The following is a 26,546-nucleotide window of genomic DNA, read 5'->3' as shown; positions in this document are numbered from 1 at the left end:
TGCTGAAGCCGGGATGACGGGAAGGACGAGGACGAAGGGGGGCCGCGTGAGACGAGTGGACCGGCCCAGCAGACTCCCGCTCGTGTGATCACTTCGCCCAGCCGGGATCGCAGTTATGGCCGGGCGAAGTGATCACTCGGGGAGGGGACTCCGAACGTCGTGGAGCAGACCCGGGTGCGGCACGAGCAGTCGGCCTGAACCGCGCGGCGCAGGCCTCTCTGCGGTTCAGAGCGCAGACCTGCCGCTCAGATCCAGGTGGGGTTCCACATGCGCAGCTCCCAGGCCTCGCGCGGGATCCACGTGGCAGTCCACACCGGCCAGAAGAACGCGAACGCCATGACCGCTGCGGCGAGCACCACGCCCACCAGCACACGGCGGAGCGCGAGAGCGCTGTCCGGGCGGGCGGTGACGGCACCTCCGGCCGGGCCTCCAGCACCGTCGGCAGCATTTTCGCCGGCGCTCTTGCCGACAGCGCCCGCCCTGGCCTCGGCGGCAGTGCCTCTCTCCGGCCACCGTCCCCACAGCAGCCCCAGGGCATAGGCGATTCCCAGCACCACGAACGGCACCATGACGATGGTGTAGAAGGTGAAGATGGTGCGCTCCTGGTAGGCGAACCACGGCGCCCAGGTGGCGAGGAGGCCGGCCAAAATCGCCCCGGCGCGCCAGTCCCGGCGCACCGCCCACGCGAACAGCAGCACGAGCACGGCCAGCGGTGCGAGCCCCCAGATCACCGGGTTGCCCACGGAGGTGATCGCCGAGGAGCACTGGTCCGCGAGGCAGCCCTGATCACCGGCCTCGGCGTTCTTGTAGTAGAAGCTGGTGGGGCGCCACTGCACGATCCAGCCCCACGGGTTCGACATGTAGGTGTGCTCGGAGTTCAGTCCCACGTGGAAGTCGTAGGCCGCCTTGTGGTACCTGCTCAGGCTCGCCAGCCAGTCCGGGAGTGGGTCCCACCAGCCGGAGTTCTGCTCCGCCCAGTCCCGGTAGTAGCCGCCCCGGTTGACGATCCACCCCATCCAGGTGAGCACGTAGACCACGAAGGCCACGGGCACCAGCGAGCAGAAGGCGGGGAACGCATCCTTGAGCAGTGCCGCGCGCCAGGGGTGCCGCACACCCATCCGGCGGCGGTGGCCCCAGTCCCAGATCACCGTCATGAGGCCGAACACCGCCAGCGCGTACAGCCCCGACCACTTCACGCCCATCGCGCAGCCCAGCGCCACTCCCGCGGCCAGCCGGTAGGGCCGGATGCCCAGCGACGGTCCCCAGGCCGCAGGCGTGAGCCAGGGAGCCCGGGCGGCCAGGTACGCGCCCAGGTCCGCCGCCGAGGCCCCGGGCCCGGCCTCGGCGAGCGCCCGGTCGATCCGGCGGCGGGTCTGGAGCCGGTCCGCGACCAGCAGGCCGAATCCGGCCAGCACGAAGAACATGACGAAGATGTCGAGCAGGGAGGTGCGCGAGTGGACGAGGTGCTCTCCGTCCACGGCGAGCAGGAGGGCGGCGATCGTGCCCATCCACACGGAGCCCAGCAGCTTCCAGGCGATGATGCCCAGCATGAGTATGGACAGTGTGCCCACGAGCGCGGCGGAGAACCGCCACCCGAACGTGTTGGACTGCCCGAACAGCTCGATGCCCCAGCCGATCAGCCACTTGCCCAGCGGCGGATGCACGACGAAGTCGCCGGTGTCCAGCACCACCCACGGATCGCCCGATTCGAAGGCGGCGTTGGGCTCCTCCGGCCAGTCCCGTTCGTAGCCGAAGTTGGCCAGGGACCAGCCCTCCTTCACGTAGTACGTCTCGTCGAAGATGAGCGTGTTGGGCGTGCCGAGACGGAAGAAGCGGAAGAAGCCGCCCACCGCGGCGATGAGTGCCGGGAGCAGCCAGCCCCACGTCTGCGCGCCCAGCCCCAGCACTGTGCGGGAGCCACTGTGCGAACCGGAGCCCGCTGTGCCGTGGGAGCCCGCTGCGGCGCGGGATCCGGCCGCGGCGCGGGATCCGGCCGCGGCACCGGAGGTGCGCGGGGGAGGGCCGGGGGTGCGGGAGGCGCGGGAATCGGGGGAGGGGGCGGTCACAGGCGCCAGTGTACTTGCGCAGTCCGCGGCCTCGGTGGAGCACGGGAGCGGCTGTACCCGTGCGAGCGGGAGCAGTAGCCTGGACGCTGGCAAGCAGCACAGCAGGCGTGCGGGAAAACCCGCGTCGCAGTACGGAGGAGGCCGGCGTGAGCGCAGGCGGAAACAGCCCCTACGACTCCGGATCCGGGAGCCCCGGCCCATACGGTTCCGGCCCGGACCATTCGGGCGGGTCCTCCTACGGTTCAGGCTCCTACGGTCCTGCCGGGACGGGAGCGGGTGACGGACCGGCCACCTTCGGCCCCGGCGCCTCGTCCCGTGCTCCGTACGGATCGAGCCCCTCTGGTACGAACCCCTACGGCTCCAGCCCCTACGGCTCCAGCCCCTACGGCTCCGCCCCCTATGCCTCTGATCCCTACGCCTCCGATTCCCAAGGGGCAGGAGCGTACGGATCCGCGGGCGGCTCCTACGGGTCCTCCGGCAGCCCCTATGACACCTCCGTTCCGGGTGCACCGGGTTCCGGCGCGTCCGGGGGCTACGGCACCGCGACCCATGATCCGTACGGCAGCTCCGCCTACGGCGGCACCTCGTCCGGTGTGCCCGAGGCCGGGTCCAGCCACATGGCACCGTCCTTCGACGGTGCGTACGGTCCTGCGGACGGCGCGGCGCAGCCCTACGGCGCTCCGCAGCCCTACGGCGGTGGGCAGGACGGCTACGGTGCCCCTGCCTCCGGCGCTCCGCAGCCCTACGGCGCTCAGCCCGCCTACGCGGCGCAGCCTTATGCGGCACAGCCCTACGGTGCCGTCCCGCAGCCGGGCTACGGCGGATACGTCCCGCGGCCCACGAACACCCTGGCGATCGTGGCGATGATCGCCGGGCTCGCCGGCTTCATCATCGGGATCTCCAGCCTGGTGGGGATCATCTGCGGCCACATCGCCCGTCGTCAGATCGCGCAGTCCGGCGAGCAGGGCGGAGGCATGGCCCTCACCGGCATCATCACCGGGTACATCGTGGCCGGCTTCTGGCTCCTGTACTTCGTCTTCGTGATCGGCCTCGGGATCTTCTTCGCGACCACCTCATCCACGTACTGAGGCCCCTGTGACAGACACTGCTCCCGCCGCGGCCGCTCCGTCCGCAGAGGCAGAACCTGCGAGCACCAGCACGCCGCACCCGAACCCTGCCGCCGCGCTGGTGCTCGTCGGCACGCCCATCGGCAACATCGACGACGCCAGCCCGCGCATGCGTCGCGCCATCGAGTGTGCGGACGTCATCGCCGCGGAGGACACCCGCCGCTTCCACGGCCTCTGCGACCGCCTGGGCATCCGCACCTCCGCCTCGGTCCTGAGCCTGTTCGACCACAACGAGGCCGCTCGCGCCCCGGAGCTCGCGGACCACGTGGCGGCCGGCCGCACCGTCGTCCTCCTCACGGACGCCGGCATGCCGGCGGTCTCGGATCCTGGATACCGGGTGGTGAAGGAGGTCGCTGAGAGGGGCCTGCCCGTGACCAGCGCCCCCGGGGCCTCGGCGGTGGTGACGGCACTGGCCGTGTCCGGGCTGCCGAGCGACCGCTGGGCGTTCGAGGGCTTCCTCCCGCGCAAGGCCGGCGAACGGCGCCGGCTCGCGGCCTCGCTGGCACATGAGCAGCGCACGCTCGTGTTCTACGAGAGCCCGCACCGGGTGGCGGATGCCATGCGGGATCTCGCGGACGGCATGGGCGCGGATCGCTCCGCCGTCATCTGCCGCGAGCTCACCAAGACGTACGAGGAGGTGCTCCGCGGCACCCTGGGTGAGCTCGCAGATGCGGCGGCCGAGGGCCTGCGCGGGGAGATCTGCATCGTGGTGGCTCCCGGCGAGCCGGAGCCCGCACCCGCACCCGAGGCCGTCACCGGTGAGGTCGCCGCCCTCGTGGACGCAGGGGCGCGGGCCAAGCAGGCGGCGGCACAGGTGGCCTCGGCCCACGGCCTGCGCACCCGGGAGGTCTACGAGGCCTACCTCAAGCAGAAGTGAGCAGGGCTGCTGCGTGGGCGTGCTGTGCAGGCGCGAGCCTGCGCTGAGCCCGCATACGTGCTCAGCCGCCCAGGTATATGCGGGCGGCTGAGCGCCTTCGGGGTGGGGCTCCGAAGCGGGACCCGCGTACTCGCTTCGCCGCCCACCTATATGCGGGCGGCACTGCGCGCTCACGGGTGTCTCGTTCCCCGCTCCGCGCCCTCCCTTCCCTCCCCTCCCTCCTCATCCCCCAAGTTACGTCTGCGTAGCGGCCGGGTAGGGCGGCCGCTACGCAGACGTAACTTGCAGGGGTGGTGCGGAGAGGGGCAGGGGAGGCGCGGGGAGGGCGGCGCTGCGCGGCGAGGCCCCGGGGGATCGCTAGACTGGGCGGCACTATGACGTTCTACATCACCACCGCGATCGCGTACCCCAACGGCACCCCTCATATCGGCCACGCATACGAGTACATCGCAGCGGACACGATGGCGCGCTTCCACCGCCTCGACGGTGAGGACGTCTACTTCATGACCGGCACGGACGAGCACGGCCTGAAGATGCAGCAGACCGCGGAGAAGGAGGGCATCACTGCCCGCCAGCTCGCGGACCGCAACGCCGCCGCCTTCCGCGCGCTGCAGGACTTCCTGGGCTCCTCCTACGACCGGTTCATCCGCACCACGGACGAGGACCACTACGCCACATGCCAGGCGATCTGGCGGCGCATGGAGGAGGCAGGGGACATCTACCTCGACTCCTACTCCGGCTGGTACTCCGTCCGCGACGAGGCCTACTACCAGGAGGACGAGACCGAGGTCCGCGAGGACGGCGTCCGCTACTCCGTGGGCACCGGCACCCCGGTGGAGTGGACGGAGGAGGAGTCCTACTTCTTCCGCCTGTCCAAGTACCAGGAGCCGTTGCTGGAGCTCTACCGCGAGCACCCGGAGTTCGTGGGCCCGGACTCCCGCCGCAACGAGGTCGCCTCCTTCGTGGCCTCCGGGCTCAAGGACCTCTCGATCTCTCGCACCACCTTCGACTGGGGCGTGCCCGTCCCCGGGGACGAGCGCCACGTCATGTATGTGTGGGTGGACGCCCTCACGAACTACCTCACCGGTGCCGGCTACCCGGACGTCGACTCCGAGGAGTTCCGCACGCGCTGGCCGGCGAACGTCCACGTGATCGGGAAGGACATCCTCCGGTTCCACGCCGTCTACTGGCCGGCCTTCCTCATGAGCGCCGGCCTCGAGCTGCCCGGCCGCGTCCACGCGCACGGCTTCCTCTTCAACAGGGGCGAGAAGATGTCCAAGTCCGTGGGCAATGTCGTCGACCCCTACGACCTCGTCAACTCGTTCGGCCTCGACACCGTCCGCTACTTCGTGCTCCGCGAGATCCCCTACGGCCAGGACGGCTCCTACTCCGCCGAGGGCATCGTCACCCGCAAGAACGCGGACCTCGCCAACGAGTACGGCAACCTCGCCCAGCGCTCCCTGTCGATGGTGCGCAAGAACCTGGACGGCGTGATGCCGGCGCTCGCGGACCTCACCGCGGAGGACGAGGAGATCCTCGCCGCCGCCCGTGATCTGCACGCGACCGCGCGGGCCCACGTGGAGGTCCAGAGCCTGCACCTCTACCTCGAGGCGGCCTGGAAGGTGCTGTCCGCGGCCAACCGCTACTTCAGCGCCCAGGAGCCCTGGAAGCTGAAGAAGACGGATCCCGCGCGCATGGCGACCGTCCTCGCCGTCACCCTCGAGGTGGTCCGCCGGGTCACGCTCCTGCTCCAGCCGGTCATGCCGGGATCCACGGCGCAGATCCTCGACCAGCTGGGTGTGGACGCGGACGCGCGGACCTTCGCCGGCCTCGGCACACCGGTTCCCGCCGGCACGCAGCTGCCCGCGCCCGCGCCGGTGTTCCCCAAGCACGTGGAGCCGGCGGAGGGGGAGACCGCCTGATGGCCTCCCGCGCGGCCGGCGACTACCCGCCGGTGCCGGAGCCCTTGCCGCATCCGGTGATCGACTCGCACACGCACCTGGACATCTGCACCGGCGCCCGAGGCCCGCTCAAGGCCGGCGAGCCCGCTCCGGAGGTCGTCCCGGCGGAGGACGAGAGCTTCCCGCCGCTCTCCTTCTTCCGCGAAACCGCGCTTCAGGCCGGGGTGAGCCGGATCGTGCAGATCGGGTGTGAGATGGGAGCCGCCCGGTGGACGGCGCAGGTCGTGGCCGCCGAGGCCGCTGCCGGTCGCGACTGGATGCTCGGCGGGGCGGCCATCCACCCCAACGAGGCGCCGCGCCTGGCCGCCGCCGGTCTGCTCGAGGACTCGCTCACGGAGATCGAGCAGCTGTGCCGTGCGGACCGCATGCGCGTGGTGGGGGAGACCGGGCTGGACTGGTTCCGCCTGGAGGAGGCCCAGGTGGGCGGAGTGCCCGTCCCGCCGGAGCAGGCGAGGCGGTGGCAGGAGGAGTCCTTCCGCGCCCACATCGAGATCGCCAAGCGGCTGGACCTCGCGCTGGAGATCCACGACCGGGAGGCGCACGCGGACGTCCTGCGGATCCTGCGCGAGGCCGGAGCACCGGAGCGCACCGTGTTCCACTGCTTCTCCGGGGACGTCGCCATGGCGCGGGAGTGTGCGGAGCACGGCTACTTCATGTCGTTCGCCGGCAACATCACGTTCAAGAACGCGGCCGGTCTGCGCGAGGCCGCCGCGCTGGTGCCGGCGGAGCTGCTGCTGACGGAGACGGACGCCCCGTTCCTCACCCCGCACCCGCACCGGGGGAAGCCGGGCGGTCCGTATCTCACTGCGGTCACGGTCCGGAAACTGGCCGAGGTGCGCGAGGCGGACCTGCACGACCTCTGCGCCCAGCTCACGACCAACGCAGAACAGGTGTTCGGGCGCTGGGGGTTGTAGGAAAATGGGGCAAGGCGCGGGCTGGTACCGCCGGTGCTGGGCCCGGCGATTGAGTCTTCGCTCACAACCTTTGTAACGGAGGTAGCGGTTAGATAACGAACCGGTTACACTCGTTGCAGTCGTTCCTTCCCTCCCGTCTTCTGATTGGACAAACACGTGATCTCAGCTCTGCGCAACCGAAAGGTGCAGATCGCCGGTCAGGCCGTCGTCATCACCGCTCTGGTGGGCGGCACGGCTGCCTTCGTGGGACTCAACAAGCAGGTCAACCTCGTGGTCGACGGCCAGTCGGAGCAGGTGCGCACCTTCTCCGGCAGCGTCTCGGACTTCCTCGAGTCCCAGGAGATCGAGGTCTCGGCCGGCGACCAGGTGCAGCCCGGCGCCGATGCGGACATCACCCGTGGGATGGATGTCGTCGTCAACACGGCCAAGGACGTGAACCTCACCCTCGACGGCGTCTCCAGCCAGGAGACCACCACCGCCAACACCGTGGGCCAGGCGCTCGCGGAGCTGGGCGTGGACCCGGAGGGCGCGGACATCTCCACGGATCTGGAGGCCAGCCTCGCCGACGGGCAGAACCAGGACGTCTCCGTCGTCACGCCCAAGACGGTCACCGTCGTGGCCGACGGCAAGAGCAAGCCCGTCGAGATCACCGCCGCCACCGCGCAGGAGGTCATCGACGAGGCCGGCGTGAAGCTCGGCAAGACCGACACCCTCTCCCTTCCTGCCTCCGCCCCCGTGACGGACGGCGGGGTCGTCGAGGTGCTGCGCACCAAGACGGAGGACAAGAAGGAGACCGAGACCGTCAAGAAGAAGGTCACGGAGAAGAAGGACGACTCGCTGGAGCGCGGCAAGCGCGAGGTGGAGACGAAGGGCAAGGACGGCTCCAAGGAGATCGTCTTCTCCGTCACCACCGTCAACGGCGAAGTGGTCGTCAAGGACAAGAAGTCCGAGAAGGTCGTGGAGAAGCCGGTCGACGAGGTGGTCCGCGTGGGCACCAAGGCGCCGGAGCCCGCACCCGCTCCCAAGGAGGACGAGGGCAGCGGTTCCGGTGACGGCGGATCCGACGGCGGCTCGGACGAGGGCAGCTCCGGCGGAGGCGGCGACTACTCCGGCGACCTGAGCAAGGCGGAGATCGAGGAGATGCTGGGCGGCCCCGGCAGCCGCTGGCACAAGATCGCCAAGTGTGAATCCGAGTTCAACCCGCGCGCGGTGAACCCGAACGGGCACTACGGCCTGTTCCAGTTCAAGCTCGCCACCTGGCAGTCCGTGGGCGGCTCCGGCAACCCGATCGATGCCAGCCCGCAGGAGCAGTTCAAGCGCGCGAAGATCCTGCAGCAGAAGGCCGGCTGGGGCCAGTGGGCATGCGCCTGAGGCTCTGCACCGTACCGATCCGCTGACCATCCGCGAACGCCGCACTCACCGCCGTGTGAGGGCGGCGTTCGCGGCACCCGGCTCTCGGGTGTGACCGGCCGCACCGGGCCGGATCCACGCCACACCGCACGACCCGTACGCCACACCGCACCACCCGCACGACCGCAGCACCACCCGCTCGAGACCACGGCACCACCGGCCTCGGGCACCGCCCGCCTCACCGCGGACACAGCAGCACCCGCACCACCCACCACCACACCACGGGCACCACGAACAGCGCGGCAGACGCCGCAGGGGAGAAATGAAGCGCAAGGGCATCCACATCGCAGGGCAGGCCGTCGTCATCACCGCAATGGTGGGCGCCACTGCCGCATTCGTCGGCTTCAACAAGACCGTCGATCTGGTGGTCGACGGTGAGCATCAGCAGGTGCGCACCTTCTCCGATTCCGTGGAGGAGGTGCTCGCCGGACAGAACCTGGACCTCGCCCAGGACGACAGGGTCCAGCCCGGCACGGACGCGTCCGTGACCCGCGGCATGGACATCGTGGTGAACACGGAGAAGGACGTGGCGCTCACCCTCGATGGCGTGTCCTACGACGAGACCACGCACGCCAACACGGTGGACGAGGCGCTGGCGGATCTGGGTGTGGACCCCGCCGGCGCGGAGATCTCCGTCGCCGGTGATGCGCCCCTGGACTCCGCAGGAGCCACGGAGCTCACCGTGGTCACCCCCAAGACCGTCACCGTCCGCGCGGACGGTGAGACCGTTCCCGTGGAGGGAACCCCCGCCACCACGGGTGAGGCGCTCGAACTCGCCGGCGTCGCCGTCGACGAGACGGATGTCGTCTCCGCTCCGCTCACCGCGCCCATCGCCTCCGGACAGACCGTGGACGTCATGCGCACGGAGACCAAGACGGAGACCGTCGAGGAGACCGTGAAGAAGAAGGTCACGGAGAAGAAGACGGACAAGATGGTCGAGGGCGGGAAGAAGGTCGAGCAGAAGGGCCACAACGGCAAGCGCGAGGTGACCTACGAGGTCGGCCTGCTCGACGGCGAGGAGGTCTCCCGCGTCGAGAAGGACGAGAAGGTCCTCGAGAAGCCCAAGGAGGAGATCGTGCTCGTGGGCACTGGAGACCCCACGGACCCGGACAGCTACGAGATCTCCCCGGACGGTCAGGAGGGCGGCTCCATGTCCACCGCCGCCATCAAGGAGATGCTGGGCGGACCCTCGAGCCCCTGGTACAAGATCGCCCAGTGCGAGTCCGAGTTCAACCCCAAGGCGGTGAACCGGTCGAACAACAGGTACTTCGGCCTCTTCCAGTTCGGCATCCCCACCTGGGAGGGCGTGGGCGGCTCCGGCAACCCCGCGGACGCCAGCCCGCAGGAGCAGTTCATGCGCGCCAAGATGCTGCAGGAGCGCGCCGGCTGGAGCCAGTGGGAGTGCGCCGGCATGGTGGGCGTGGGCTGACCGCTCCCGGGAGGCTGATGCGGCAGCCGGGCGCTGCCGGATCAGCGGTGCGGAGAGCCGCGGCCGAGGCGGGACGTGAGTGCCGCCTCGGCCGCGGCTCTCCGCGTTTCCTGGGAGTTCCCGGAACCGGGGCGAAGGATTGGCACTCGAGTTGCGCGAGTGCCAGGCCGTCACTAGAGTCGAGTTGGCACACGCACCATGTGAGTGCTAACTGTGCGACACCGGCCTGCTGCCTGGCACCCGCGACGACGGGCAGCGCATCGCGGACCACCGCGACCTGAGGCTCACTGTCGCACGACGACAAGACAAACCTTCGTCATAAGGAGAGTGTCCGCACATGTCGGTCTCCATCAAGCCGCTCGAGGATCGCATCGTCATCCGCCAGGTCGAGGCAGAGCAGACCACGGCCTCGGGCCTGGTCATCCCCGACACCGCCAAGGAGAAGCCGCAGGAGGGTGAGGTCGTGGCAGTGGGCCCCGGCCGCGTCGCTGACAACGGCTCTCGCATCCCGCTGGACGTCAAGGAGGGCGACAAGGTCGTCTACTCCAAGTACGGCGGCACCGAGCTCAAGTACGGCGGCGAGGAGTTCCTCGTGCTCTCCGCGCGCGACGTCCTCGCAGTCATCTCCTGACCACTTCCTCGCTGACGCACCGCCCCGCCCATGAGCGGCGCGGCACCGTCGCAGGACCAACGCATACGAAGGGGAAGTGAAGAATGGCAAAGACCCTGCAGTTCGACGATGAGGCGCGCAAGGCCCTCGAGCGCGGCGTCAACGTCCTCGCGGACACCGTCAAGGTGACCCTGGGGCCCCGCGGCCGCAACGTCGTCCTCGACAAGGCATGGGGCGCACCCACCATCACGAACGACGGCGTGACCATCGCCCGTGAGGTGGAGCTGAACGACCCGTACGAGAACCTCGGCGCGCAGCTGGCCAAGGAAGTCGCCACCAAGACCAACGACGTGGCCGGCGACGGCACCACCACCGCCACGGTCCTGGCCCAGGCGCTGGTCCAGGAGGGTCTGCGCAACGTGGCCGCGGGCGCCGCTCCCGGTCAGCTCAAGGCCGGCATCGAGAAGGCCGTCGACGCCGTCGAGGGCCGGCTCCGTGAGATCGCCCGCGAGGTGGACGGCTCCAAGGAGATCGCGTTCGTCGCAGCCCTGTCCGCACAGTCGCAGGAGATCGGCGAGCTCATCGCCGAGGCCTTCGAGAAGGTGGGCAAGGACGGCGTCATCACGATCGACGAGTCGCAGGCCTCCTCGGTGGAGCTCGAGTTCACCGAGGGCATGCAGTTCGACAAGGGCTTCCTGTCGCCCTACTTCGTGACGGACCAGGATCGCCAGGAGGCCGTCCTGGAGAACCCGTACATCCTCATCAACCAGGGCAAGATCTCCAACATCCAGGATCTGCTCCCGGTGCTGGAGAAGGTGCAGCAGGCCGGCAAGCCGCTGTTCATCGTCGCCGAGGACATCGAGGGTGAGGCGCTCTCCACGCTCGTGGTCAACAAGATCCGCGGCATCCTCAACGTCGCGGCCGTCAAGGCTCCCGGGTTCGGCGACCGCCGCAAGGCGATCCTGCAGGACCTGGCGACGCTCACCGGCGGCGAGGTCGTGACCCCGGACATGGGCATGAAGCTCGACCAGGTCACGCTCGAGCAGCTGGGCTCCGCGCGCACCGTCACGGTCACCAAGGACGCCACCACGGTGGTCGACGGTGCCGGCGACGAGGCCGCGGTCTCCGCCCGCGTGGCGCAGATCCGCGCCGAGGTGGAGAACACGGACTCCGACTGGGACCGCGAGAAGCTCCAGGAGCGCCTCGCGAAGCTCGCCGGCGGCGTGGCCGTCATCAAGGTGGGCGCCGCGACCGAGGTGGAGCTCAAGGAGCGCAAGCACCGTGTCGAGGACGCCGTGTCCGCGACCCGTGCGGCCATCGAGGAGGGCATCGTGGTGGGCGGCGGTTCCGCGCTCATCCACGCCGCCCAGGTCCTCGAGGGCAACGACCTCGAGCTCACCGGCGATGCGGCGACGGGCGTGAACATCGTCCGCCGCAGCGTGGCCCAGCCGCTGCGCTGGATCGCGGAGAACGCCGGTGAGGACGGCTACGTCGTCGTCTCCAAGGTCGCAGAGCTGGAGCCCGGCCAGGGCTTCAACGCCGCGACCGGCGAGTACGGCGACCTGATCGGCGCCGGCGTCATCGACCCGGTCAAGGTCACCCGCTCCGCTCTGCGCAACGCGGCCTCGATCGCGGCTCTCGTGCTCACCACGGAGACGCTGGTCGTGGAGAAGAAGGACGAGGAGGACGAGGACTGATCTCCTCTCCCTCCCTTCGCGCTGCGAAGCGCTGGTGTCCCAGACGCTGAGAGGCGCTGGTGTTCACGAAGGCTCGGGCCTGCTGTGCACGTGCACGGCGAGCCCGAGCCTTCGTGCATCCGGCTGAACGGCCGGCGCGGAAGCTCGTCAGCGCTGTGCAGGTGCGTGTGCGCTTTGAGCTTTCGCGCAGGTGGGCGGCGATGCGGCGGCCGCGCGTGCAGTGTGAGCCGTGCAGTGTGAGCTGTGCGACGATGCAGGTATGAGTTCTGCTGAGACCCCATCGCACGCTGCCGGCTTCTCCGCCGCCTCCGGCTCTGCCCCCGCCGCCTCCGGCTCTGCCCCCGCTGCCTCCGGCTCTGCACAGAGCGGCAGCCTCCTGCTCCGCAACGTCCGTCCCTGGGGCGGCGCGGCCCAGGACATCCTCATCGAGGACGGCAGGATCGCCTCGCTCACTCCCGCCGGCCCCGTGCCCGCCTCCGCCGAGGCCGTCCCGGAGATCGACGGACGCGGCCTCCTCGCGATCCCCGGCCTCGTGAACGCCCACGCCCACGTGGACAAGTCCTGGTGGGGGCTGCCGTGGCAGTCCTACGGCGGCGAACCGGGCACGGACGGCCGCATCCGGCACGAACGGGCGGAGCGCGACGGTCTGGGCATCCCCAGTGTGGGCATCACCCGCACCGTGCTGGAGCGCATGGTGGCGCAGGGGACCACGGCGATCCGGAGCCACGTGGACGTGGACCTCGGGCTCGGCCTGCGCGGCATCGAGGCCGTGCGGCAGGCGGCCGCGGAGTATGCCGGTGCGCTCGAGCTGCAGATCGTGGCCTTCCCGCAGGACGGCGTGCTGCGCAGGCCGGGTGTGATGTCCCTGCTGAAGGACGCGCTGCAGGCCGGCGCGGAGAGCATCGGCGGCCTCGACCCGGCCACCATCGACAGGGATCCCGTGGGCCAGATCGACGGCATCATGGAGATCGCGGGGGAGGCCGAGGCGGGCGTGGACATCCACCTCCACGATCCGGCTGAGCTGGGCGTCTTCCAGATCGAGCTCGTCTGCGAGCGGGTGGAGCGGTTCGGGCTCCAGGGGAAGGTGAACATCGCCCACGGCTTCGCGGTGGCACAGGTGGACGCCGGCCGCCGAGGCGAACTCCTCTCGCGCATGGGCGAACTGGGCATGTCGATGACGACGGTCGCCCCGCCGCGCATGGGCGCACAGCAGCTCCCCATGCGGGAGCTCGAGAAGGCGGGCGTGCGCCTGGGGCTGGGCACCGACGGCATCCGCGATCTGTGGAGCCCCTACGGCACCGGCGACATCATGGGCATCGCCTGGCAGTTCTCCCGTGCCGGGGGCTGGGTGCGGGACGAGGACCTCACCCAGGTGGTGCGTCTGGCCAGCAGCGACGGCGCGTGGGCGGTGGGCCGGGACGACCACGACCTGGTGGTGGGCGGCCGCGGCGACGTGGTGCTGGCGGACGCGGAGAACCCCATGGACCTGCTGGTCCGGGGCCCTGCGCGTGAACTCGTGGTGGGCGCCGGGCGCATCCTCCACCAGCGGGAAGGACAGTGAGCATGGCTGCAGACGATGCCGCGACGAGCACGCAGGACTGGGAGGCCGCTGGGGCCCGGGACGCTTCCGGAGCGGACGCGGTTGGCACCGCTGGGGCCTCGGGCACCTCCGCCGCAGTGCCGGTGATCCCCACGCTGCCCAACCTCCGCGATCTGGGCGGGCACCGCACCACGGACGGCAGGCGCGTGCGTGCAGGGATCCTCTACCGGTCCGTGGATCTCAGCCGCGTGGATGCGGATGGTCTGGACGTGCTGCAGGGCCTGGGCATCCGCACGGTGTTCGATCTGCGGACGGCGCCGGAGTGCGAGCAGAGGCCGGACCGGCTGCCCGCAGGCGCACACCGAGTCGCCCTCGACGTCCTGCGGGACTCCCAGCAGACCGCGCCCGCGCAGATGGCGACGTTCTTCGAGGACGCGGTGAAGGCGGAGGAGTTCCTGGGCGGCGGGCGCGCGGTCGAGCACCTCGCGCAGGCGTACCGGGACATCGTCTCCCTGCCCAGCGCGCTCGAGGCCTACAGCGGGTATTTCCGCGGCCTGCTGGCGGCGGACGGATCCGCCTCGCTCGTGCACTGCACCACGGGCAAGGACCGCACCGGATGGGCGGCGGCCTCGCTGCTGCTCACGCTGGGAGTTGAGCCTGATGCGGTGATGGCCGACTACCTGCGCACCAACACGGACCTCCTGCCCGCGCTGCAGCCGGTCTTCGACCAGTTCGCGGAGGCCGGTGGCAGTCCGGAGATGCTGCGGCCGGTGCTGGGGGTCCGGGAGGAGTACCTCGTGACGGCGCTCGCCGAGGCCGACGCCCGGTTCGGCGGCATCGAGGGCTATATGCGGGAGGGGCTGGGTCTGAGCGAGGACGAGCTCACCCGCCTGCGGAGCCTGTTCCTGGAAGGCTGAGCTGGTGAGCCGGCTGAGCGTGCACTCTCGGTCATGCGAACCCTGGCGAGCTGCTGGCGGATGGTGAATGATGCTGGTTCGCCGGCCCTCGCCGGCATTCGTCGGCTCCACGCATCATTGCCTTACTTGCAGGCCGATCGTAAGATATGAGTGTCTTCTGAAAGGAGATCCGATGTCTGAGGCGACGGTGACCAGCAAGGGCCAGATCACTCTGCCGAAGGAGCTCAGGGACGAGCTCAATCTCACCACGGGTTCGAAAGTGGCGTTCATCCGAGCGGGAGAAGGGCTCTATCGGCTGTTTCCCCGGACGGGGAGCGTCCGGGACCTCATCGGTATCCTGCACGACCCGGATCGCCCGACGATGACGATCGAGGAGATGAATGAAGCGATTGCCGACGGCTGGGCTGCCAGTGGTGTGCAGGGCATGGAGCAGCGGGAGAGGGAGTGAGCGCGCTCGGCCGTCCGTCGACGGGAGTGGACACCAACGTGCTTCTCCGGGCTCTTCTGCAGGACGATGCGGCGCAGTCGCCTGTCGCGGCGGAAGTGCTGCTGTCCTTCTCTCGTGAGGCTCCCGGATTCGTCACGCAGATCACGCTCGTGGAGATGTATTGGGTGCTCCGGCGTTCGTTCGGGCTGTCACCGCAGGAAGGGCTGGGAATCATGCGTCGCCTCCTGGAAACGGAGTCCCTGGAATTCGACGATGGTGAGGGTGCGATGCGTGCCCTCGTCCTCGCGGAGCAGGGAGCCGACTTCGGAGATGCTCTTATCGCCAGCTCGATGGAGCTGTTCGGAGTGGAGCGAGTGGTGACCTTTGACAGACGGGCCGCACAGCGACTCGGTTGGGATCTGCTCGCCGGTGCGGACCAGCCGCGTTCGCACTGACTCGCCGGAACCGTGGGCTGTTCCTGGAAGGCTGATCCGTGTCTCACATCAGGAAATCCTGCGGGGTCTCCGTGCGTTGTGCCAGGTGACCGAGGCGCTGCCCGCACTCCCGCGGACAGGCTGATTCGGCCGGAAGCACGGAGGAGCGCACATGACGGACATCGCGAACGTCACCGTATTCGGCACTGGGGTCCTGGGTTCCCAGATCATCATGCAGGCGGCCTACAACGGCAAGAAGGTCACGGGCTACGACATCTCGGACGAACTCCTCGCCAAGCTCCCGGACCGCTGGGAGTGGATGCGCGGCTTCTACCGCCGCGACCTGCCGGACTTCGACGAGAAGCGCTTCGACGAGGCCATCGCCTCCATCCGCACCACCACTGACATCGCCGAGGCCGTCGCGGACGCGGACCTCGTCATCGAGGCCGTCCCGGAAAACCTCGAACTGAAGAAGAAGGTCTGGTCGCAGATCGGCGAAGCGGCCCCGGAGCGGACGATCTTCGCCACGAACTCCTCCTCGCTGCGCCCCAGCGACTTCGCGGATTCGACGGGTCGCCCCGCCAAGTTCCTCGCCCTCCATTTCGCCAACATGGTCTGGCTGCACAACACCGGAGAGGTGATGCGGACGGAGCAGACGGACGACGCGGTCTTCGACACCGTGCTGGAGTTCGCCGCGGAGATCGCGCTCGAGCCCATCGCCATCCGGAAGGAGACGCCGGGCTACGTGCTCAACAGCCTCCTCATCCCGCTGCTCAACGCCGGCGCCTACCTGTACGCGGGCGGAGTCGCGAGCCCCGAGGACATCGACAAGACCTGGAAGGTCGCCACCGGCGCCCCCAACGGCCCCTTCGAGATCTACGACACGGTGGGCTTCAACGTGGCGGTGAACATCATCCGGAACAATCCGCAGGACGCCACCCTGCAGAAGTTCGCGGATCTGCTCGAGGAGCGCGGCATCAAGCAGGGGCGCGCCGGCAGGGCGGACGGCGCGGGCTTCTACACCTACAACGAAGACGGTGAGGCCGTGGCTCCCGTCGAGGCGTGGCGGCTGGACTCCTGAGCCGCCGGGCGCGCGGCCGCGGCTCCCGCGGGGGAGCGGCGGCTGAGCGCCGGAGCGGTGCTGAACGGCGGCCTCGGGCAGGAACGACGGATCTGCGGACGGGCGGGAATATCCAGCGCTCCCGAGTGTTGACTTGAGTGACATACGCTCAACTCAATGGGAGGCTGAATTGCCCACCTTCTTCGGTCCGTCCGGTGCGGGCGGCGACTCGTTCGAGAGCTTCCTGGCCCGGCTCATGCAGAGCCAGGGACAGGCGCGCCGTCCCATCGACATCACGCGCCTCCTCACCCGGCGCACGCATGCGCTGCTCGAGGTCGCCGGCAGATTCGCGGCAGAGCACGGCCACGCAGAACTCGATGTGCTCCACCTGGTCCGGGTGATGATGGACCACGACCAGATCGGCCGGCACGTCGCTGCCACCGGCGCAGACCCGCAGGCGATCGCACAGGCGGCGGAGTCCCGCATGCCGGAGCCCGCCGAGGGCGCCGCGGAGAGCTCCGAGGACCAGGCCGCGGCGCAGGTCTCCCTCACGGCGGCCACGCAGCGCGCTCTGCTCGACGCCTACCAGGTGGCGCGCAGCTTCGGCTCCACCTACATCGAGCCCGAGCACGTGTTCTTCGCGCTGGTGCTCAACCAGGATCTGTCCGCAGGACAGCTGTTCGCCCAGGCGGGCGTCACCCCGCAGACCCTGCACCAGGCCGCCGCGGAGCAGGCGGCGCGGCAGGCCTCCGCTCCCGCCGGCGGCACGGCGGGCGGCGCCTCGGCGGCGGGATCCGCAGAGGGCGCGCCCGGTGCCTCGGAGACGCCCGTGCTGGACCAGTACGGTCTCGACCTCACCGCGCTGGCACGCGAGGGGCGGCTCGATCCGGTCATCGGCCGCGCGCAGGAGATCGAGCAGACCGTCGAGATCCTCGCGCGCCGCACCAAGAACAACCCGGTGCTGATCGGCGAGGCCGGTGTGGGCAAGACCGCGGTGGTGGAGGGGCTCGCGCAGGCGATCGTCGCGGACGAGGTGCCCGCGCAGCTGCTCGGCAAGCGCGTCATCTCCCTCGACCTCCCGGCCATGCTCGCCGGCACCCGCTACCGCGGGGACTTCGAGGAGCGTCTCACGAAGGCGATCGAGGAGATCGCGGCCAGTGAGGGCGAGGTCATCGCCTTCATCGACGAGCTGCACACGGTGCTGGGCGCCGGCGGCAGCGGTGAGGGCATGGACGCCGGCAACATCCTCAAGCCGCGGCTGGCCCGCGGCGACCTGCACCTGGTGGGCGCCACCACCCTCAGCGAGTTCCGCCGGGTGGAGAAGGACCAGGCCCTCGCCCGCCGCTTCCAGCAGGTGACGGTGGACGAGCCCTCGCAGGAGGACGCCGTCCGCATCCTCGCCGGAGTGAAGGACCGCTACGAGGAGCACCACGGCGTGCGCTTCACGGACGAGGCCGTGCGTGCGGCCGTGGAGATGTCCTCCCGCTACATCACGGACCGGTTCCTGCCGGACAAGGCCATCGACCTGCTCGACCAGGCAGGTGCACGGATGAGCCTGCGCCGTGGGCCCAGTCGCGAGCTGCTGGAGCTGCGCGAGAAGCGCGCACAGCTGGACGCCGCGAAGTCCGCGGCCGTGGCCGCCGAGAGCTTCGAGGAGGCCGCCCGCCTCCGTGACGAGATCGAGGAGGTGGACCGGCGGATCGCCGCGGCCGAGGGGAGCACCGCGCAGCGGGATACGGCTGCCCAGGACGTCCCCGCGGCCTCGGGCGCCCCGGAGGGTGCCGCCGCGCAGGGGAGCACGGCCTCGGGCGCATCCGAAGCCGCCGCCGCAGGCGAGGCGAACCAGATCGTGGACGAGCACCAGATCGCGGAGATCGTCGCCCGCTCCACCGGCATCCCCGTCGCCCGGCTCACGGAGGGCGAGCGGGACCGGCTGGCGCGCCTCGAGGACGAGCTCCACGAGCAGGTGATCGGCCAGTCCGATGCGGTCTCCGCAGTGGCGCGCGCCGTCCGGCGCAGCCGCGCGGGCATGAGCGACGAGAGCAGGCCGGTGGGCTCGTTCCTCTTCCTCGGCCCCACGGGCGTGGGGAAGACGGAGCTGGCCCGTGCGCTCGCCGCCTCGCTGTTCGGCGACGAGAAGGCCATGATCCGCTTCGACATGAGCGAGTTCGGTGAGCGGCACACCGCCAGCCGGCTGGTGGGCGCCCCTCCCGGTTACGTGGGCTTCGACGAGGCCGGTCAGCTCACGGAGCGGGTGCGCCGCCGCCCGTACTCGGTGATCCTCCTCGACGAGATCGAGAAGGCGCACCCGGACGTGTTCAACCTGCTCCTGCAGGTGCTGGACGACGGCCGGCTCACGGACGGGCAGGGCCGCACCGTGGACTTCCGGAACACGGTGGTCATCATGACGTCCAACATCGGCGCGGAGTTCCTCACCAGCTCCATCGGCACGATCGGCTTCTCCGCGGAGTCGCAGTCCGCGCCTGCCGGCGGCGCAGACGGACACGCGGCGAACGCGGTGGACGCGGGGGTGCGCAGCCGGGTGATGTCCCGGCTGCGGGAGACGATGCGGCCGGAGTTCCTCAACCGGATCGACGACATCGTCCTGTTCGGCAAGCTCGACCGCGCGCAGCTGCGCAGGATCGTGCAGCTGCAGCTCGGGGACACCGAACGCCGGCTGCGTGCGCAGGGCTTCGAGCTGGAGGTGGCCGAGGACGCGCTCGACTGGTTCGCGGACCGCGGCTTCGAGCCGGAGTACGGAGCACGGCCCCTGCGCCGCGTCCTGCAGCACGAGCTCGACGACAGGATCGCGGATCTCGTCCTCAGCTCGGCGCTCACCGCCGGTGCACGGGTGACGGTGGCCGCGCCGGACGGCGAGCTCCGGGTCACGGTCGAGGAGCCGGTGCGTGAGCTGGAGGCTCCCGCCGCGCACTGATCGCAGCAGCCCCCGCGCATGACACCCGGTTCTCGTCCCGGACGCCCGCTTCTCTTCGGAGAATCAGGGGCGTCCGGGACGAGAACCGGGTGTCTTCGCTGCTGTGCTGACTTGGGTCGAGGCCGGAGAACCCGTACGGTCGCGTGCCATGAGTTCTCCGTACGACAGCACGCCGGGCAGCGGCGCTCCGCACACCGGCGCGTCGAGCGACACCTCTCCGCACGCTGCACCACCGCGGACACCTCGTCTCCGCGACCGGCCGCCTGTGATACCGCGAGGAGTGCTGGTGGCCGTGCTGGCCTCGGCGGCGGTCTGCGGTCTGGCCGCGGTCCTCTCGTACCCTGCGCACGAGCCGGCGGTCCGCGCCGTTGCGGGCAGCGCGACGGGGCGGGTGCTCGCGCCGCTCGCCGATCCTCTCCTCCTGCTTCTGGTGGGAGTCACCGGCGTGCTGGTGATCGTGACCTGGCTGCGCAACCGGCAGCGGTTCTGGATCCTGGCCGCTGCGGGGGCGGGGACCATCGTCGCCTATCTGCTCAATGACCTGGTGAAGTCGCTGGTGCGGGAGGAGCGCCCATGCCGGGAGGTGGTGCTGGACGCCGCTCTCGCCTGTCCGGAACCCGGCAGCTGGTCGTGGCCGTCCAACCATTCCGTGATCGCGGCGTCCTTCGCCGTCGCCTGCCTGCTCATCGTGCCGCGGCTGACCTGGCTGACCGTGCCGCTGGCGCTTCTCACGGCCGCCTCACGCGTGGGCGGCGGGGTCCACTACGTCCACGACGTCGCCACCGGACTGTGTCTGGGCGCGCTGGTGGTGCTCGTCTTCGTGGTGGCCCTCCGCCCGCTGGCCGCGAGGCTGTCCCGCCGCACATGACACCCGCTTTGCGTCCTGGACACCCGCTTTTCTCCGAAGCGAGGCGGGCGTCTGGGACGAGAACCGGGTGTCATAGCCGCGCCGCCGCCCCGCACTCCTGCGCCGCGCCCGCGCACTGTGCCCGCCCCGGCGCCGCGCACCTGCTACTGTCAGCAGCCATGCGCTCGCCTCTGCCCCCGCGCGACGGGATCACCGCCCAGCGGCTCCGGGCTCCCGGCGGCCGCCGGACCCATCCACGGGCGTCTGAGACCCCTCCGGCGACAGTGGGGGAATGGCTGCGCGCGGACTTCCCCGAGGCCTCGGACGCGGAGCTCGAGGCCCTGACCACCCGTGGTGAGCTCAGCGACGAGACGGGCCGCCGCGTCACGCTGACCAGCCTCCTCATACCCGGCGGCATCTACTTCTTCCACCGCGAGTTCCCACCGGAGGAGCGCGTACCCGTGGAGATCTCCGTGGTGCACGAGGACGCGGAGCTGCTGGTGATCGACAAGCCCCATTTCCTCGCCAGCACCCCTAACGGCAGGTTCGTGCGTGAGTGCGCCGTCACGCGCCTGCGGGTGGAGCGTGGCGAGCCGGATCTCGTCGCCATCCACCGCCTCGACCGCGTCACCGCCGGATTGCTCGTTCTCTCCCGCCGGCCTGAGACCCGTGGGGCCTACCAGCGCCTCTTCCAGGAGCGCCGGATCCGCAAGACCTACCGTGCGCTGGCGTGGCTGGACGGGCCGAGCGGAGCTGGGTATGCCGGGCCCGAGGCCGCTGCACGCGAGCAGATTGCCGGTGGTCCGCTTGCAAGGCGGGCCGCGGGAAGCCCGGCCGTGACAGGAGCGGCGGGCCCCGCCCTGGACAGCGCCGGCCCGGTGCAGCCCGTCGCCGAGGTGTCTGCGGGCTGGGCCGCCTGCCGCGTCTCCCGGCTGCACAAGCCGAACGGTGGCCGGCAGGTGGTGGAGGTGCCGGGCGCGCCCAATGCGCGCACAGAGGCACGGCTGCTGCGGGTGTGGGAGTCAGCTCCGGCGGAGGGGCTCGGAGGCACTGCGGCAGCGGTTGCTGAGCGCGGTGGCGCCGCGGCCGGCGGTACAGCGGCGGCGGTTGCTGGGGGCACTGCGGCGGCCACCGGGAGTGGGGAGCAGGCGGCCGGCGGCCCCGCAGCGGCCGGGAGCGGGAGACCGGCGCGCGGCCGCGTGGGGGAGTTCGAACTCCACCCGCACACGGGCAGGACGCATCAGCTGCGGGTCCACATGAATGCGTGGGGGATGCCGCTGGTGGGTGACCCCGTCTATCCCGTGGATCTGGAGCCGGACCCCTATGACTTCTCCTCGCCGCTGCAGCTGCTGGCCAGCCGCCTCGAGTTCCGGGATCCGCTCAGCGGCGAGGAGCGGGTGTTCGAGAGCGGGCTCGGCCTGCGGCCGCCGATGGAATAGCGGACAGTCGCTGCTGGAGCACCTGCGGGAGCGGGCTGAGCACGGTGCGCCAGTAGCCAGCAGCCAGCGGCCGGCAGGCGGCGGCCGCCGAGGACCTGGCAGCCTCCGGCAGTGAGATTCCGTCGAATGGGCGGGGCCAGGTGCGGCAGACTCAGCACATGATCACTCAGACACACGCAGACGGCATCGTCACCCTCACCATCGACAACGCCTCCAAGGCCAACGCCCTCACGGCCGCCATGCTCGAGGAGCTCGTCACGGCCTTCGAAGCGGCCTCGGCCGAGGAATCCGTGAGGGGAGTGCTCCTCACCTCGGCCGGCGGCGGGGGGTTCTCCGCCGGGATGGACACCGCACAGTTCGAGCATTCGAGCGCGGTGCGCGCCGCGGCGACCATCGCCCAGCTGGGCAGGGTGTGCGAGGCCGTGAAGGACTGCGAGGCGCCGGTCGCGGTCGCACTCACGGGCTACTGCGTAGGCGGTGCACTGGAGATCGCCGCGGCGGCGGACTTCCGAGTGGGCGGGCGGAGCTCGTGGTACTCGATGCCCGAGGTGCGCATCGGCATCCCCTCCGTGCTCGATGCCGTGAACCTGCACCGGGTGATGGGCTGGACCAAGGCGAGCGAACTCATCCTCACCGGCAATCGCTTCAGCGCGGACGACATGGACCGGTGCGGGTTCCTCAATGCGCTCGTCGAGGACGCGGAGACGGAGGAGCGCGCACTCGGCTACCTGCGCGACACGATGGCCTCCGACCGCGCCGTCATCGCCCAGCAGAAGCGGCTGTTCCGCACCTGGAAGAACGCCTTCGAACGGGAGGCGCTGGCCGACAGCCAGAAGGAGTTCGCGCTCGCCTTCGCGCGCAGGAACGGTTGAGGGCACTGCGCCGCATCGCCGCGACCGTGCTGCTCTAGCCTGCTACTCCGGGTCGGCTCTGTGAGCCGGCGCTCTGAGCCGGTTCTCAGCGGCATTCAGCGGGCACTCCACCGGGGTCGATATTCTTGAGTGCCGGTGTCGACGGTCGACGTCAGAAGACGGACCGCATACGGCGCTCGGCGTGAGACGGCCGCCATGCGGCAGTGGACCAGAGGAGACGGATGCGACGGGGACTGACTGCGCTCATCACGACGGTGGCAGTCGTCATCGTGCTCGCCCTGGCGGCGGCGGTGTGGGCGCTGAGTGCCCTCCTGTCCGCACCCGGTCCGGCGCCTCTCGAGAAGCAGCCTGGCCCCGCCGGGGCGGACTACGGTCCCGCGGAGGGTGCGCCCGCCCTGCCCGCGGTCCCGGTGGTGGACGGTGCCACGGCGGATGACGGCACCTCGGGCGAGGACGCCTCTGTGGGCGGCGAGGGGCAGGCGGCCCGGGCGATCGCAGGCGAACCGCACACCCCGGGATCACCGGCCGCGGAGTTCGCGGTCTCCGCCGAGTGGGCGCAGGAGATGAGCACGCGCACCGGAATCGGCGCACGGGCACTCTCCGCCTACGCGGGAGCGGCTGAGTGGGCCAAGTCCGCGTACCCCACCTGCGGGATCGGGTGGAACACGATCGCGGGGATCGGCTGGGTGGAGAGCCACCACGGGACCCTGGGAGAGGCGGCCGTGGACGCCGACGGCATCGCCCGGCCCAAGATCATCGGCGTCCCCCTGGACGGCGAGGGGGCGACTGCGCGCATCCCGGACACGGACGGCGGCGCACTCGACGGGGATGCGGAGTATGACCGGGCGGTGGGGCCGCTGCAGTTCATCCCGCAGACCTGGGAGCGCTACAAGGTCGACGCCCGCGGCACCGGTTTCGCAGACCCGCACTCCATCGACGACGCCGCCTTCAGCACCGCCCGCTATCTGTGCAGCGGAGACCGCGACCTCACGCAGGACGACGATTGGATGGCCGCCGTCTTCGCCTACAACGCCTCACAGGAGTACGCGGACAGCGTCTTCACCGCCGCGCAGTACTACGCGGACGTGTGAGTCTGAGCCGGCGGGCGGACCGGGGCAGGTGTGACCAGGCCGGTCCGCGCCCGAGGCGGTTGGCCCGGATCGGTGCAGACGTGCGGGTCGGCACTGACGTGTGAGACCAGCGCAGACGTGCGGCCTGCCGCGATCAGCTCTCGCGGCTGAGCCCCTGCTCCAGACTGAGCCGATGCTCCAGCCCGAACCGGACGGTGGGCCATTCCGCGGCGATGATCGAGTAGACGGCGGTGTCGCGGAGGACCCCGCGGTGCATCTGGTGGCTGCGGAGGACCCCGTCCAGCTTGGCGCCCAGCTTCTCGATGGCGCGGCGTGAGCGGTGGTTGTGGAAGTGCGTCCGGAACTCGACGGCGATGCACCTCAGTTCCTCGAACGCACGCGTGAGCAGCATGAGCTTCATCTCCGGGTTGATGCTCCCGCCCTGCGCGCCGGGGGCGATCCACGTGGAGCCGATCTCCACCCGCCGGTTCTCCGCGTCGATGTGCATGAACGTCGTCATGCCCACCGCGCGGTCGGTCGCCGTGTCCACGACGGCGAAGGGCGCCATCGACCCTTCGTGCTGCAGCTCGAGGCGCCGTGCGATCTCCGCGGGCACCTCCTCCGGAGCGGGGACCGTGGTGACCCAGACGTCGCCGAGCTCACCGGCGGCCTCTGCGAGGTCGGCCGCGTGATCCGGGCTGAGCTGTTCGAGGCGCACCCGCTCCCCGATCATTGCCGGGGCCGCGGTGAAGTCCTCGGGGGCAGGCTCCGCGGGAGGGGCTTCGTGCCGGCGCCGTCTGCGGGAGAGTGCCGCCTGTGCAGCGGTGTGCTGCGAGGGCGTGTGCGGAGCGTGCACGGGTGATGTGGGCACTGAGGACTCCTGTGCATGAGCGGCGTCTGCCTGTGCTGCGGACGTGTGGGTCGCGGCGGTCGGCGAACCTGCGGGTGAGCCGGACGGCGAGGAGAGCCGGACCTGGCCGCTGCCGGAGGAGACCCGCAGCGTGCGGGCGGAAGGCGGTCCGGACTCCGTGTGCGCGGGAGTGCTCTCGGTGGTGCCGTCGCGTTCACTCATGCTCCAGAGACTAGGTGAGGGGTCTCAGAGATTCCTCAGTGACACGGAAAGCGTATGACCGAGATGCGGGAGACCAGCGGCCGTTCGTCCGGAAGGCGAGGAGGGCACCGGTCGCACAGCGAGCCGGTCCGGGTGCATGAGGGTCCGGGTGCACGAGAACGTCTGGGCGCTCAGAATGCCCAGTCCTCGTCACTGGTGTCCACGGCCTTGCCGATGACGTACGAGGAACCTGACCCGGAGAAGAAGTCGTGATTCTCGTCCGCTCCCGGGGACAGCGCGGCGAGGATCTTCGGACTCACCTCTGTCTCCTCCGGGGTGAAGCGCGCAGGGCAGCCGAGGTTCATGAGGGCCTTGTTCGCGTTGTAGCGGACAAACGCGGCGACATCGTCCATGAGGCCGAGGGGCTCGTAGAGCTCCCCGGAGTACTCGAGCTCCAGACGGTAGAGGTCTTCGATGAGGGAGTAGGTGAACTCCCTCATCTCCTCCTGCTTGTCGCGCGGGTGTTCCTCGAGTCCTCTCTGGTACTTGTAGCCCGAGTAGTAGCCGTGCACGGCCTTGTCGCGGAGGATGAGGCGGATCATGTCCGCCGTGTTGGTGAGGGTCGCGTGGACGGAGAAGTGCAGCGGCAGGTAGAACCCTGCATAGAGCAGGAGAGACGACAGCAGTGTGGAGGAGACCTTCCGCTTGAGCGGATCAGCGCCGTAGTAGTGCTTCAGCACGGCTTTGCACCTCTGCTGGAGCAGGCCGTTGCCCACTGCCCATCTGTATGCGTCATCGATCTCCGGGGTGCTGGTGAGAGTGGAGAACACGCTGGAGTAGGAGCGCGCGTGCACCGATTGCATGAAGGCGATGTTGGTGTAGACGGCCTCCTCGTGCTCGGTGCGTGCGTCCTGGATCTGGCAGATCTCTCCGACGGTCGCCTGGAGGGTGTCGAGCATCGTGAGTCCCGTGAATACGCGCATGGTCAGCGTGCGCTCCTCGGGTGCCAGCCCCCGCCAGGCCTGCAGGTCGTTCGACAGCGGCACCTTCTCCGGAAGCCAGAAGTTGGCGGTGAGCCGGTTCCAGACTTCCAGGTCCTTCTCGTCCGGCACCCGGTTCCAATTGATCGGTCTCAGCGGGGCTGTGGGATCGTGCCGATACCCGGGCGGAGTGATCGATGCCGCCGTTGCAGTGTCTGTGCGGTGTGCGGGGGTTCCTGTGGTCGTCATGGCTCCTCTTCCGTAGGTGTCTCAGGTTGCCGTGCTGCTCCGACGAGCGGTGAGGGTCAGGCCCCCGTGGGCCGGCGGCGGACGCGCTCCCGCTCCCAGAACCCGGGGAGGCCCTCGCGCACGCGCTCCACGTCCGTCGGGGTGCCCAGCAGCTCGAACCGGTAGAGCTCCGGCACCCCGCACTTCGCGGAGATGACCGGGCCTGCGAGGCAGTAGTGCTCACCGAAGTTGGTGTTTCCCGCGGTGATCACACCGCGCAGCTGAGCGCGGTTGGCAGGGTCGTTGAGGAACGCGATCACCTGTCGGGGGACGGCCCCGCCGCGCTCACCTCCGCCGTAGGTCGGGACGACGAGCACGTACGGGGCCGCGACGCGGATCATCCCCTCCCGGCGAGGTCGCAGGGGGATGCGCGCGGCCCGGAGCCCCAGCTTCTCCACGAAGCGTTTCGTGTTCCCGGAGGCGCTGGAGAAGTACACCAGGCTGGGGGAGTCGGCGGCGGCGATTCTCCGGACTGGCGGGGCGGTCCGTCTGCGGTCGTCCAGTGCGGGCATGTTCGGTCTCCTCATCCTCGACATCAGTCCTGCGCCCCCACATTTTGTGTTCATCGGGTGATCGAAGCGCGATATCTAGTTCT

General features: G+C 70.1%; 22 protein-coding genes. 18 read left to right on the top strand and 4 right to left on the bottom strand.

Features of this window, described 5'->3' with window-relative positions; genetic code table 11:
* Positions 1-245 precede the first annotated feature (245 nt).
* Positions 246-2,066, bottom strand: a complete 1,821-nt coding sequence (locus ABD240_RS15325) for a dolichyl-phosphate-mannose--protein mannosyltransferase (protein WP_344338259.1) — start codon at positions 2,064-2,066, stop codon at positions 246-248.
* Between the two features lie 146 nt (positions 2,067-2,212).
* Between ABD240_RS15325 and ABD240_RS15320 the strand changes: the two genes are divergently transcribed.
* The 18 genes from ABD240_RS15320 to ABD240_RS15235 all read left to right on the top strand — a co-directional run bounded on the left by ABD240_RS15320 (position 2,213) and on the right by ABD240_RS15235 (position 23,653).
* Positions 2,213-3,154 (top strand): DUF4190 domain-containing protein, encoded by a 942-nt coding sequence (locus tag ABD240_RS15320; RefSeq protein WP_344338257.1) that lies wholly within the window; start codon positions 2,213-2,215, stop codon positions 3,152-3,154.
* Positions 3,155-3,161: 7 nt separating this feature from the next.
* A complete protein-coding gene (gene rsmI, locus ABD240_RS15315) occupies positions 3,162-4,070 on the top strand; it encodes a 16S rRNA (cytidine(1402)-2'-O)-methyltransferase (protein WP_425547050.1) in 909 nt (302 codons plus the stop codon).
* Positions 4,071-4,444: 374 nt separating this feature from the next.
* Positions 4,445-5,992 (top strand): methionine--tRNA ligase, encoded by a 1,548-nt coding sequence (metG, locus tag ABD240_RS15310; RefSeq protein ID WP_344338255.1) that lies wholly within the window; start codon positions 4,445-4,447, stop codon positions 5,990-5,992.
* Entirely contained in the window at positions 5,992-6,945 is a 954-nt protein-coding gene (locus ABD240_RS15305) for a TatD family hydrolase (RefSeq protein ID WP_291793243.1), read from the top strand. Before metG ends, ABD240_RS15305 begins: the two co-directional genes overlap by 1 nt.
* Positions 6,946-7,101: 156 nt before the next feature.
* Positions 7,102-8,316 carry a resuscitation-promoting factor gene (locus ABD240_RS15300; protein ID WP_291793240.1) on the top strand — a complete coding sequence of 405 codons (1,215 nt, stop codon included), beginning with the start codon at positions 7,102-7,104 and terminating at the stop codon, positions 8,314-8,316.
* A gap of 301 nt (positions 8,317-8,617) precedes the next feature.
* The gene (locus ABD240_RS15295) at positions 8,618-9,784 is read left to right on the top strand and encodes a ubiquitin-like domain-containing protein (protein ID WP_344338252.1); all 1,167 of its coding nucleotides are present in this window, start codon (positions 8,618-8,620) and stop codon (positions 9,782-9,784) included.
* Between the two features lie 337 nt (positions 9,785-10,121).
* On the top strand, positions 10,122-10,415 hold the full coding sequence (gene groES / locus ABD240_RS15290; protein WP_029088098.1) for a co-chaperone GroES: 294 nt from the start codon (positions 10,122-10,124) through the stop codon (positions 10,413-10,415).
* Between the two features lie 83 nt (positions 10,416-10,498).
* Complete coding sequence (gene groL, locus ABD240_RS15285; RefSeq protein WP_291794761.1) at positions 10,499-12,091, top strand: chaperonin GroEL; 1,593 nt, start codon at positions 10,499-10,501, stop codon at positions 12,089-12,091.
* 259 nt (positions 12,092-12,350) lie between these two features.
* Positions 12,351-13,652: an amidohydrolase family protein gene (locus tag ABD240_RS15280; protein WP_344338248.1), complete on the top strand. Its 1,302-nt coding sequence runs from the start codon at positions 12,351-12,353 to the stop codon at positions 13,650-13,652.
* Between the two features lie 2 nt (positions 13,653-13,654).
* A complete protein-coding gene (locus ABD240_RS15275; protein ID WP_344338246.1) occupies positions 13,655-14,548 on the top strand; it encodes a tyrosine-protein phosphatase in 894 nt (297 codons plus the stop codon).
* A 172-nt stretch (positions 14,549-14,720) separates the two neighbouring features.
* Positions 14,721-14,996: an AbrB/MazE/SpoVT family DNA-binding domain-containing protein gene (locus ABD240_RS15270; protein WP_291794758.1), complete on the top strand. Its 276-nt coding sequence runs from the start codon at positions 14,721-14,723 to the stop codon at positions 14,994-14,996.
* Positions 14,993-15,430 carry a type II toxin-antitoxin system VapC family toxin gene (locus ABD240_RS15265; protein WP_344338244.1) on the top strand — a complete coding sequence of 146 codons (438 nt, stop codon included), beginning with the start codon at positions 14,993-14,995 and terminating at the stop codon, positions 15,428-15,430. Before ABD240_RS15270 ends, ABD240_RS15265 begins: the two co-directional genes overlap by 4 nt.
* 151 nt (positions 15,431-15,581) lie before the next feature.
* Entirely contained in the window at positions 15,582-16,490 is a 909-nt protein-coding gene (locus ABD240_RS15260) for a 3-hydroxyacyl-CoA dehydrogenase (RefSeq protein WP_291794756.1), read from the top strand.
* Positions 16,491-16,659: 169 nt separating this feature from the next.
* Positions 16,660-19,404: an ATP-dependent Clp protease ATP-binding subunit gene (locus tag ABD240_RS15255; protein ID WP_344338241.1), complete on the top strand. Its 2,745-nt coding sequence runs from the start codon at positions 16,660-16,662 to the stop codon at positions 19,402-19,404.
* Positions 19,405-19,690: 286 nt separating this feature from the next.
* Positions 19,691-20,272: a phosphatase PAP2 family protein gene (locus tag ABD240_RS15250; protein WP_291794754.1), complete on the top strand. Its 582-nt coding sequence runs from the start codon at positions 19,691-19,693 to the stop codon at positions 20,270-20,272.
* 158 nt (positions 20,273-20,430) lie between these two features.
* Positions 20,431-21,690, top strand: coding sequence for a pseudouridine synthase (locus tag ABD240_RS15245; protein WP_344338238.1), 1,260 nt, complete (start codon positions 20,431-20,433; stop codon positions 21,688-21,690).
* A 158-nt stretch (positions 21,691-21,848) separates the two neighbouring features.
* On the top strand, positions 21,849-22,562 hold the full coding sequence (locus ABD240_RS15240) for an enoyl-CoA hydratase-related protein (RefSeq protein ID WP_344338236.1): 714 nt from the start codon (positions 21,849-21,851) through the stop codon (positions 22,560-22,562).
* A gap of 221 nt (positions 22,563-22,783) precedes the next feature.
* Positions 22,784-23,653, top strand: a complete 870-nt coding sequence (locus tag ABD240_RS15235; protein ID WP_344338234.1) for a lytic transglycosylase domain-containing protein — start codon at positions 22,784-22,786, stop codon at positions 23,651-23,653.
* A 133-nt stretch (positions 23,654-23,786) separates the two neighbouring features.
* Here ABD240_RS15235 and ABD240_RS15230 read toward each other — a convergent pair whose 3' ends face one another.
* The 3 genes from ABD240_RS15230 to nrdI all read right to left on the bottom strand — a co-directional run bounded on the left by ABD240_RS15230 (position 23,787) and on the right by nrdI (position 26,463).
* Positions 23,787-24,704, bottom strand: coding sequence for a GNAT family N-acetyltransferase (locus tag ABD240_RS15230; protein WP_344338232.1), 918 nt, complete (start codon positions 24,702-24,704; stop codon positions 23,787-23,789).
* Between the two features lie 170 nt (positions 24,705-24,874).
* Complete coding sequence (gene nrdF, locus ABD240_RS15225; protein WP_344338231.1) at positions 24,875-25,912, bottom strand: class 1b ribonucleoside-diphosphate reductase subunit beta; 1,038 nt, start codon at positions 25,910-25,912, stop codon at positions 24,875-24,877.
* 56 nt (positions 25,913-25,968) lie between these two features.
* Entirely contained in the window at positions 25,969-26,463 is a 495-nt protein-coding gene (gene nrdI, locus ABD240_RS15220; protein WP_344338230.1) for a class Ib ribonucleoside-diphosphate reductase assembly flavoprotein NrdI, read from the bottom strand.
* Positions 26,464-26,546: the final 83 nt, after the last annotated feature.

The organism is Brevibacterium salitolerans (assembly GCF_039531405.1).
Taxonomy (GTDB): domain Bacteria; phylum Actinomycetota; class Actinomycetes; order Actinomycetales; family Brevibacteriaceae; genus Brevibacterium; species Brevibacterium salitolerans.
Note: the sequence above shows the minus strand (reverse complement) of the source record. Positions and strands in the feature narration are given on the sequence as shown.

Coding starts and splice junctions, on each gene's coding strand:
- metG (WP_344338255.1), top strand. CDS start 4,445: ATGACGTTCTACATCACCACCGCGATCGCGTACCCCAACGGCACCCCT.
- ABD240_RS15305 (WP_291793243.1), top strand. CDS start 5,992: ATGGCCTCCCGCGCGGCCGGCGACTACCCGCCGGTGCCGGAGCCCTTG.
- ABD240_RS15295 (WP_344338252.1), top strand. CDS start 8,618: ATGAAGCGCAAGGGCATCCACATCGCAGGGCAGGCCGTCGTCATCACC.
- groES (WP_029088098.1), top strand. CDS start 10,122: ATGTCGGTCTCCATCAAGCCGCTCGAGGATCGCATCGTCATCCGCCAG.
- groL (WP_291794761.1), top strand. CDS start 10,499: ATGGCAAAGACCCTGCAGTTCGACGATGAGGCGCGCAAGGCCCTCGAG.
- ABD240_RS15280 (WP_344338248.1), top strand. CDS start 12,351: ATGAGTTCTGCTGAGACCCCATCGCACGCTGCCGGCTTCTCCGCCGCC.
- ABD240_RS15275 (WP_344338246.1), top strand. CDS start 13,655: ATGGCTGCAGACGATGCCGCGACGAGCACGCAGGACTGGGAGGCCGCT.
- ABD240_RS15270 (WP_291794758.1), top strand. CDS start 14,721: ATGTCTGAGGCGACGGTGACCAGCAAGGGCCAGATCACTCTGCCGAAG.
- ABD240_RS15260 (WP_291794756.1), top strand. CDS start 15,582: ATGACGGACATCGCGAACGTCACCGTATTCGGCACTGGGGTCCTGGGT.
- ABD240_RS15245 (WP_344338238.1), top strand. CDS start 20,431: ATGCGCTCGCCTCTGCCCCCGCGCGACGGGATCACCGCCCAGCGGCTC.
- ABD240_RS15240 (WP_344338236.1), top strand. CDS start 21,849: ATGATCACTCAGACACACGCAGACGGCATCGTCACCCTCACCATCGAC.
- ABD240_RS15235 (WP_344338234.1), top strand. CDS start 22,784: ATGCGACGGGGACTGACTGCGCTCATCACGACGGTGGCAGTCGTCATC.
- ABD240_RS15230 (WP_344338232.1), bottom strand. CDS start 24,704: ATGAGTGAACGCGACGGCACCACCGAGAGCACTCCCGCGCACACGGAG.
- nrdF (WP_344338231.1), bottom strand. CDS start 25,912: ATGACGACCACAGGAACCCCCGCACACCGCACAGACACTGCAACGGCG.
- nrdI (WP_344338230.1), bottom strand. CDS start 26,463: ATGCCCGCACTGGACGACCGCAGACGGACCGCCCCGCCAGTCCGGAGA.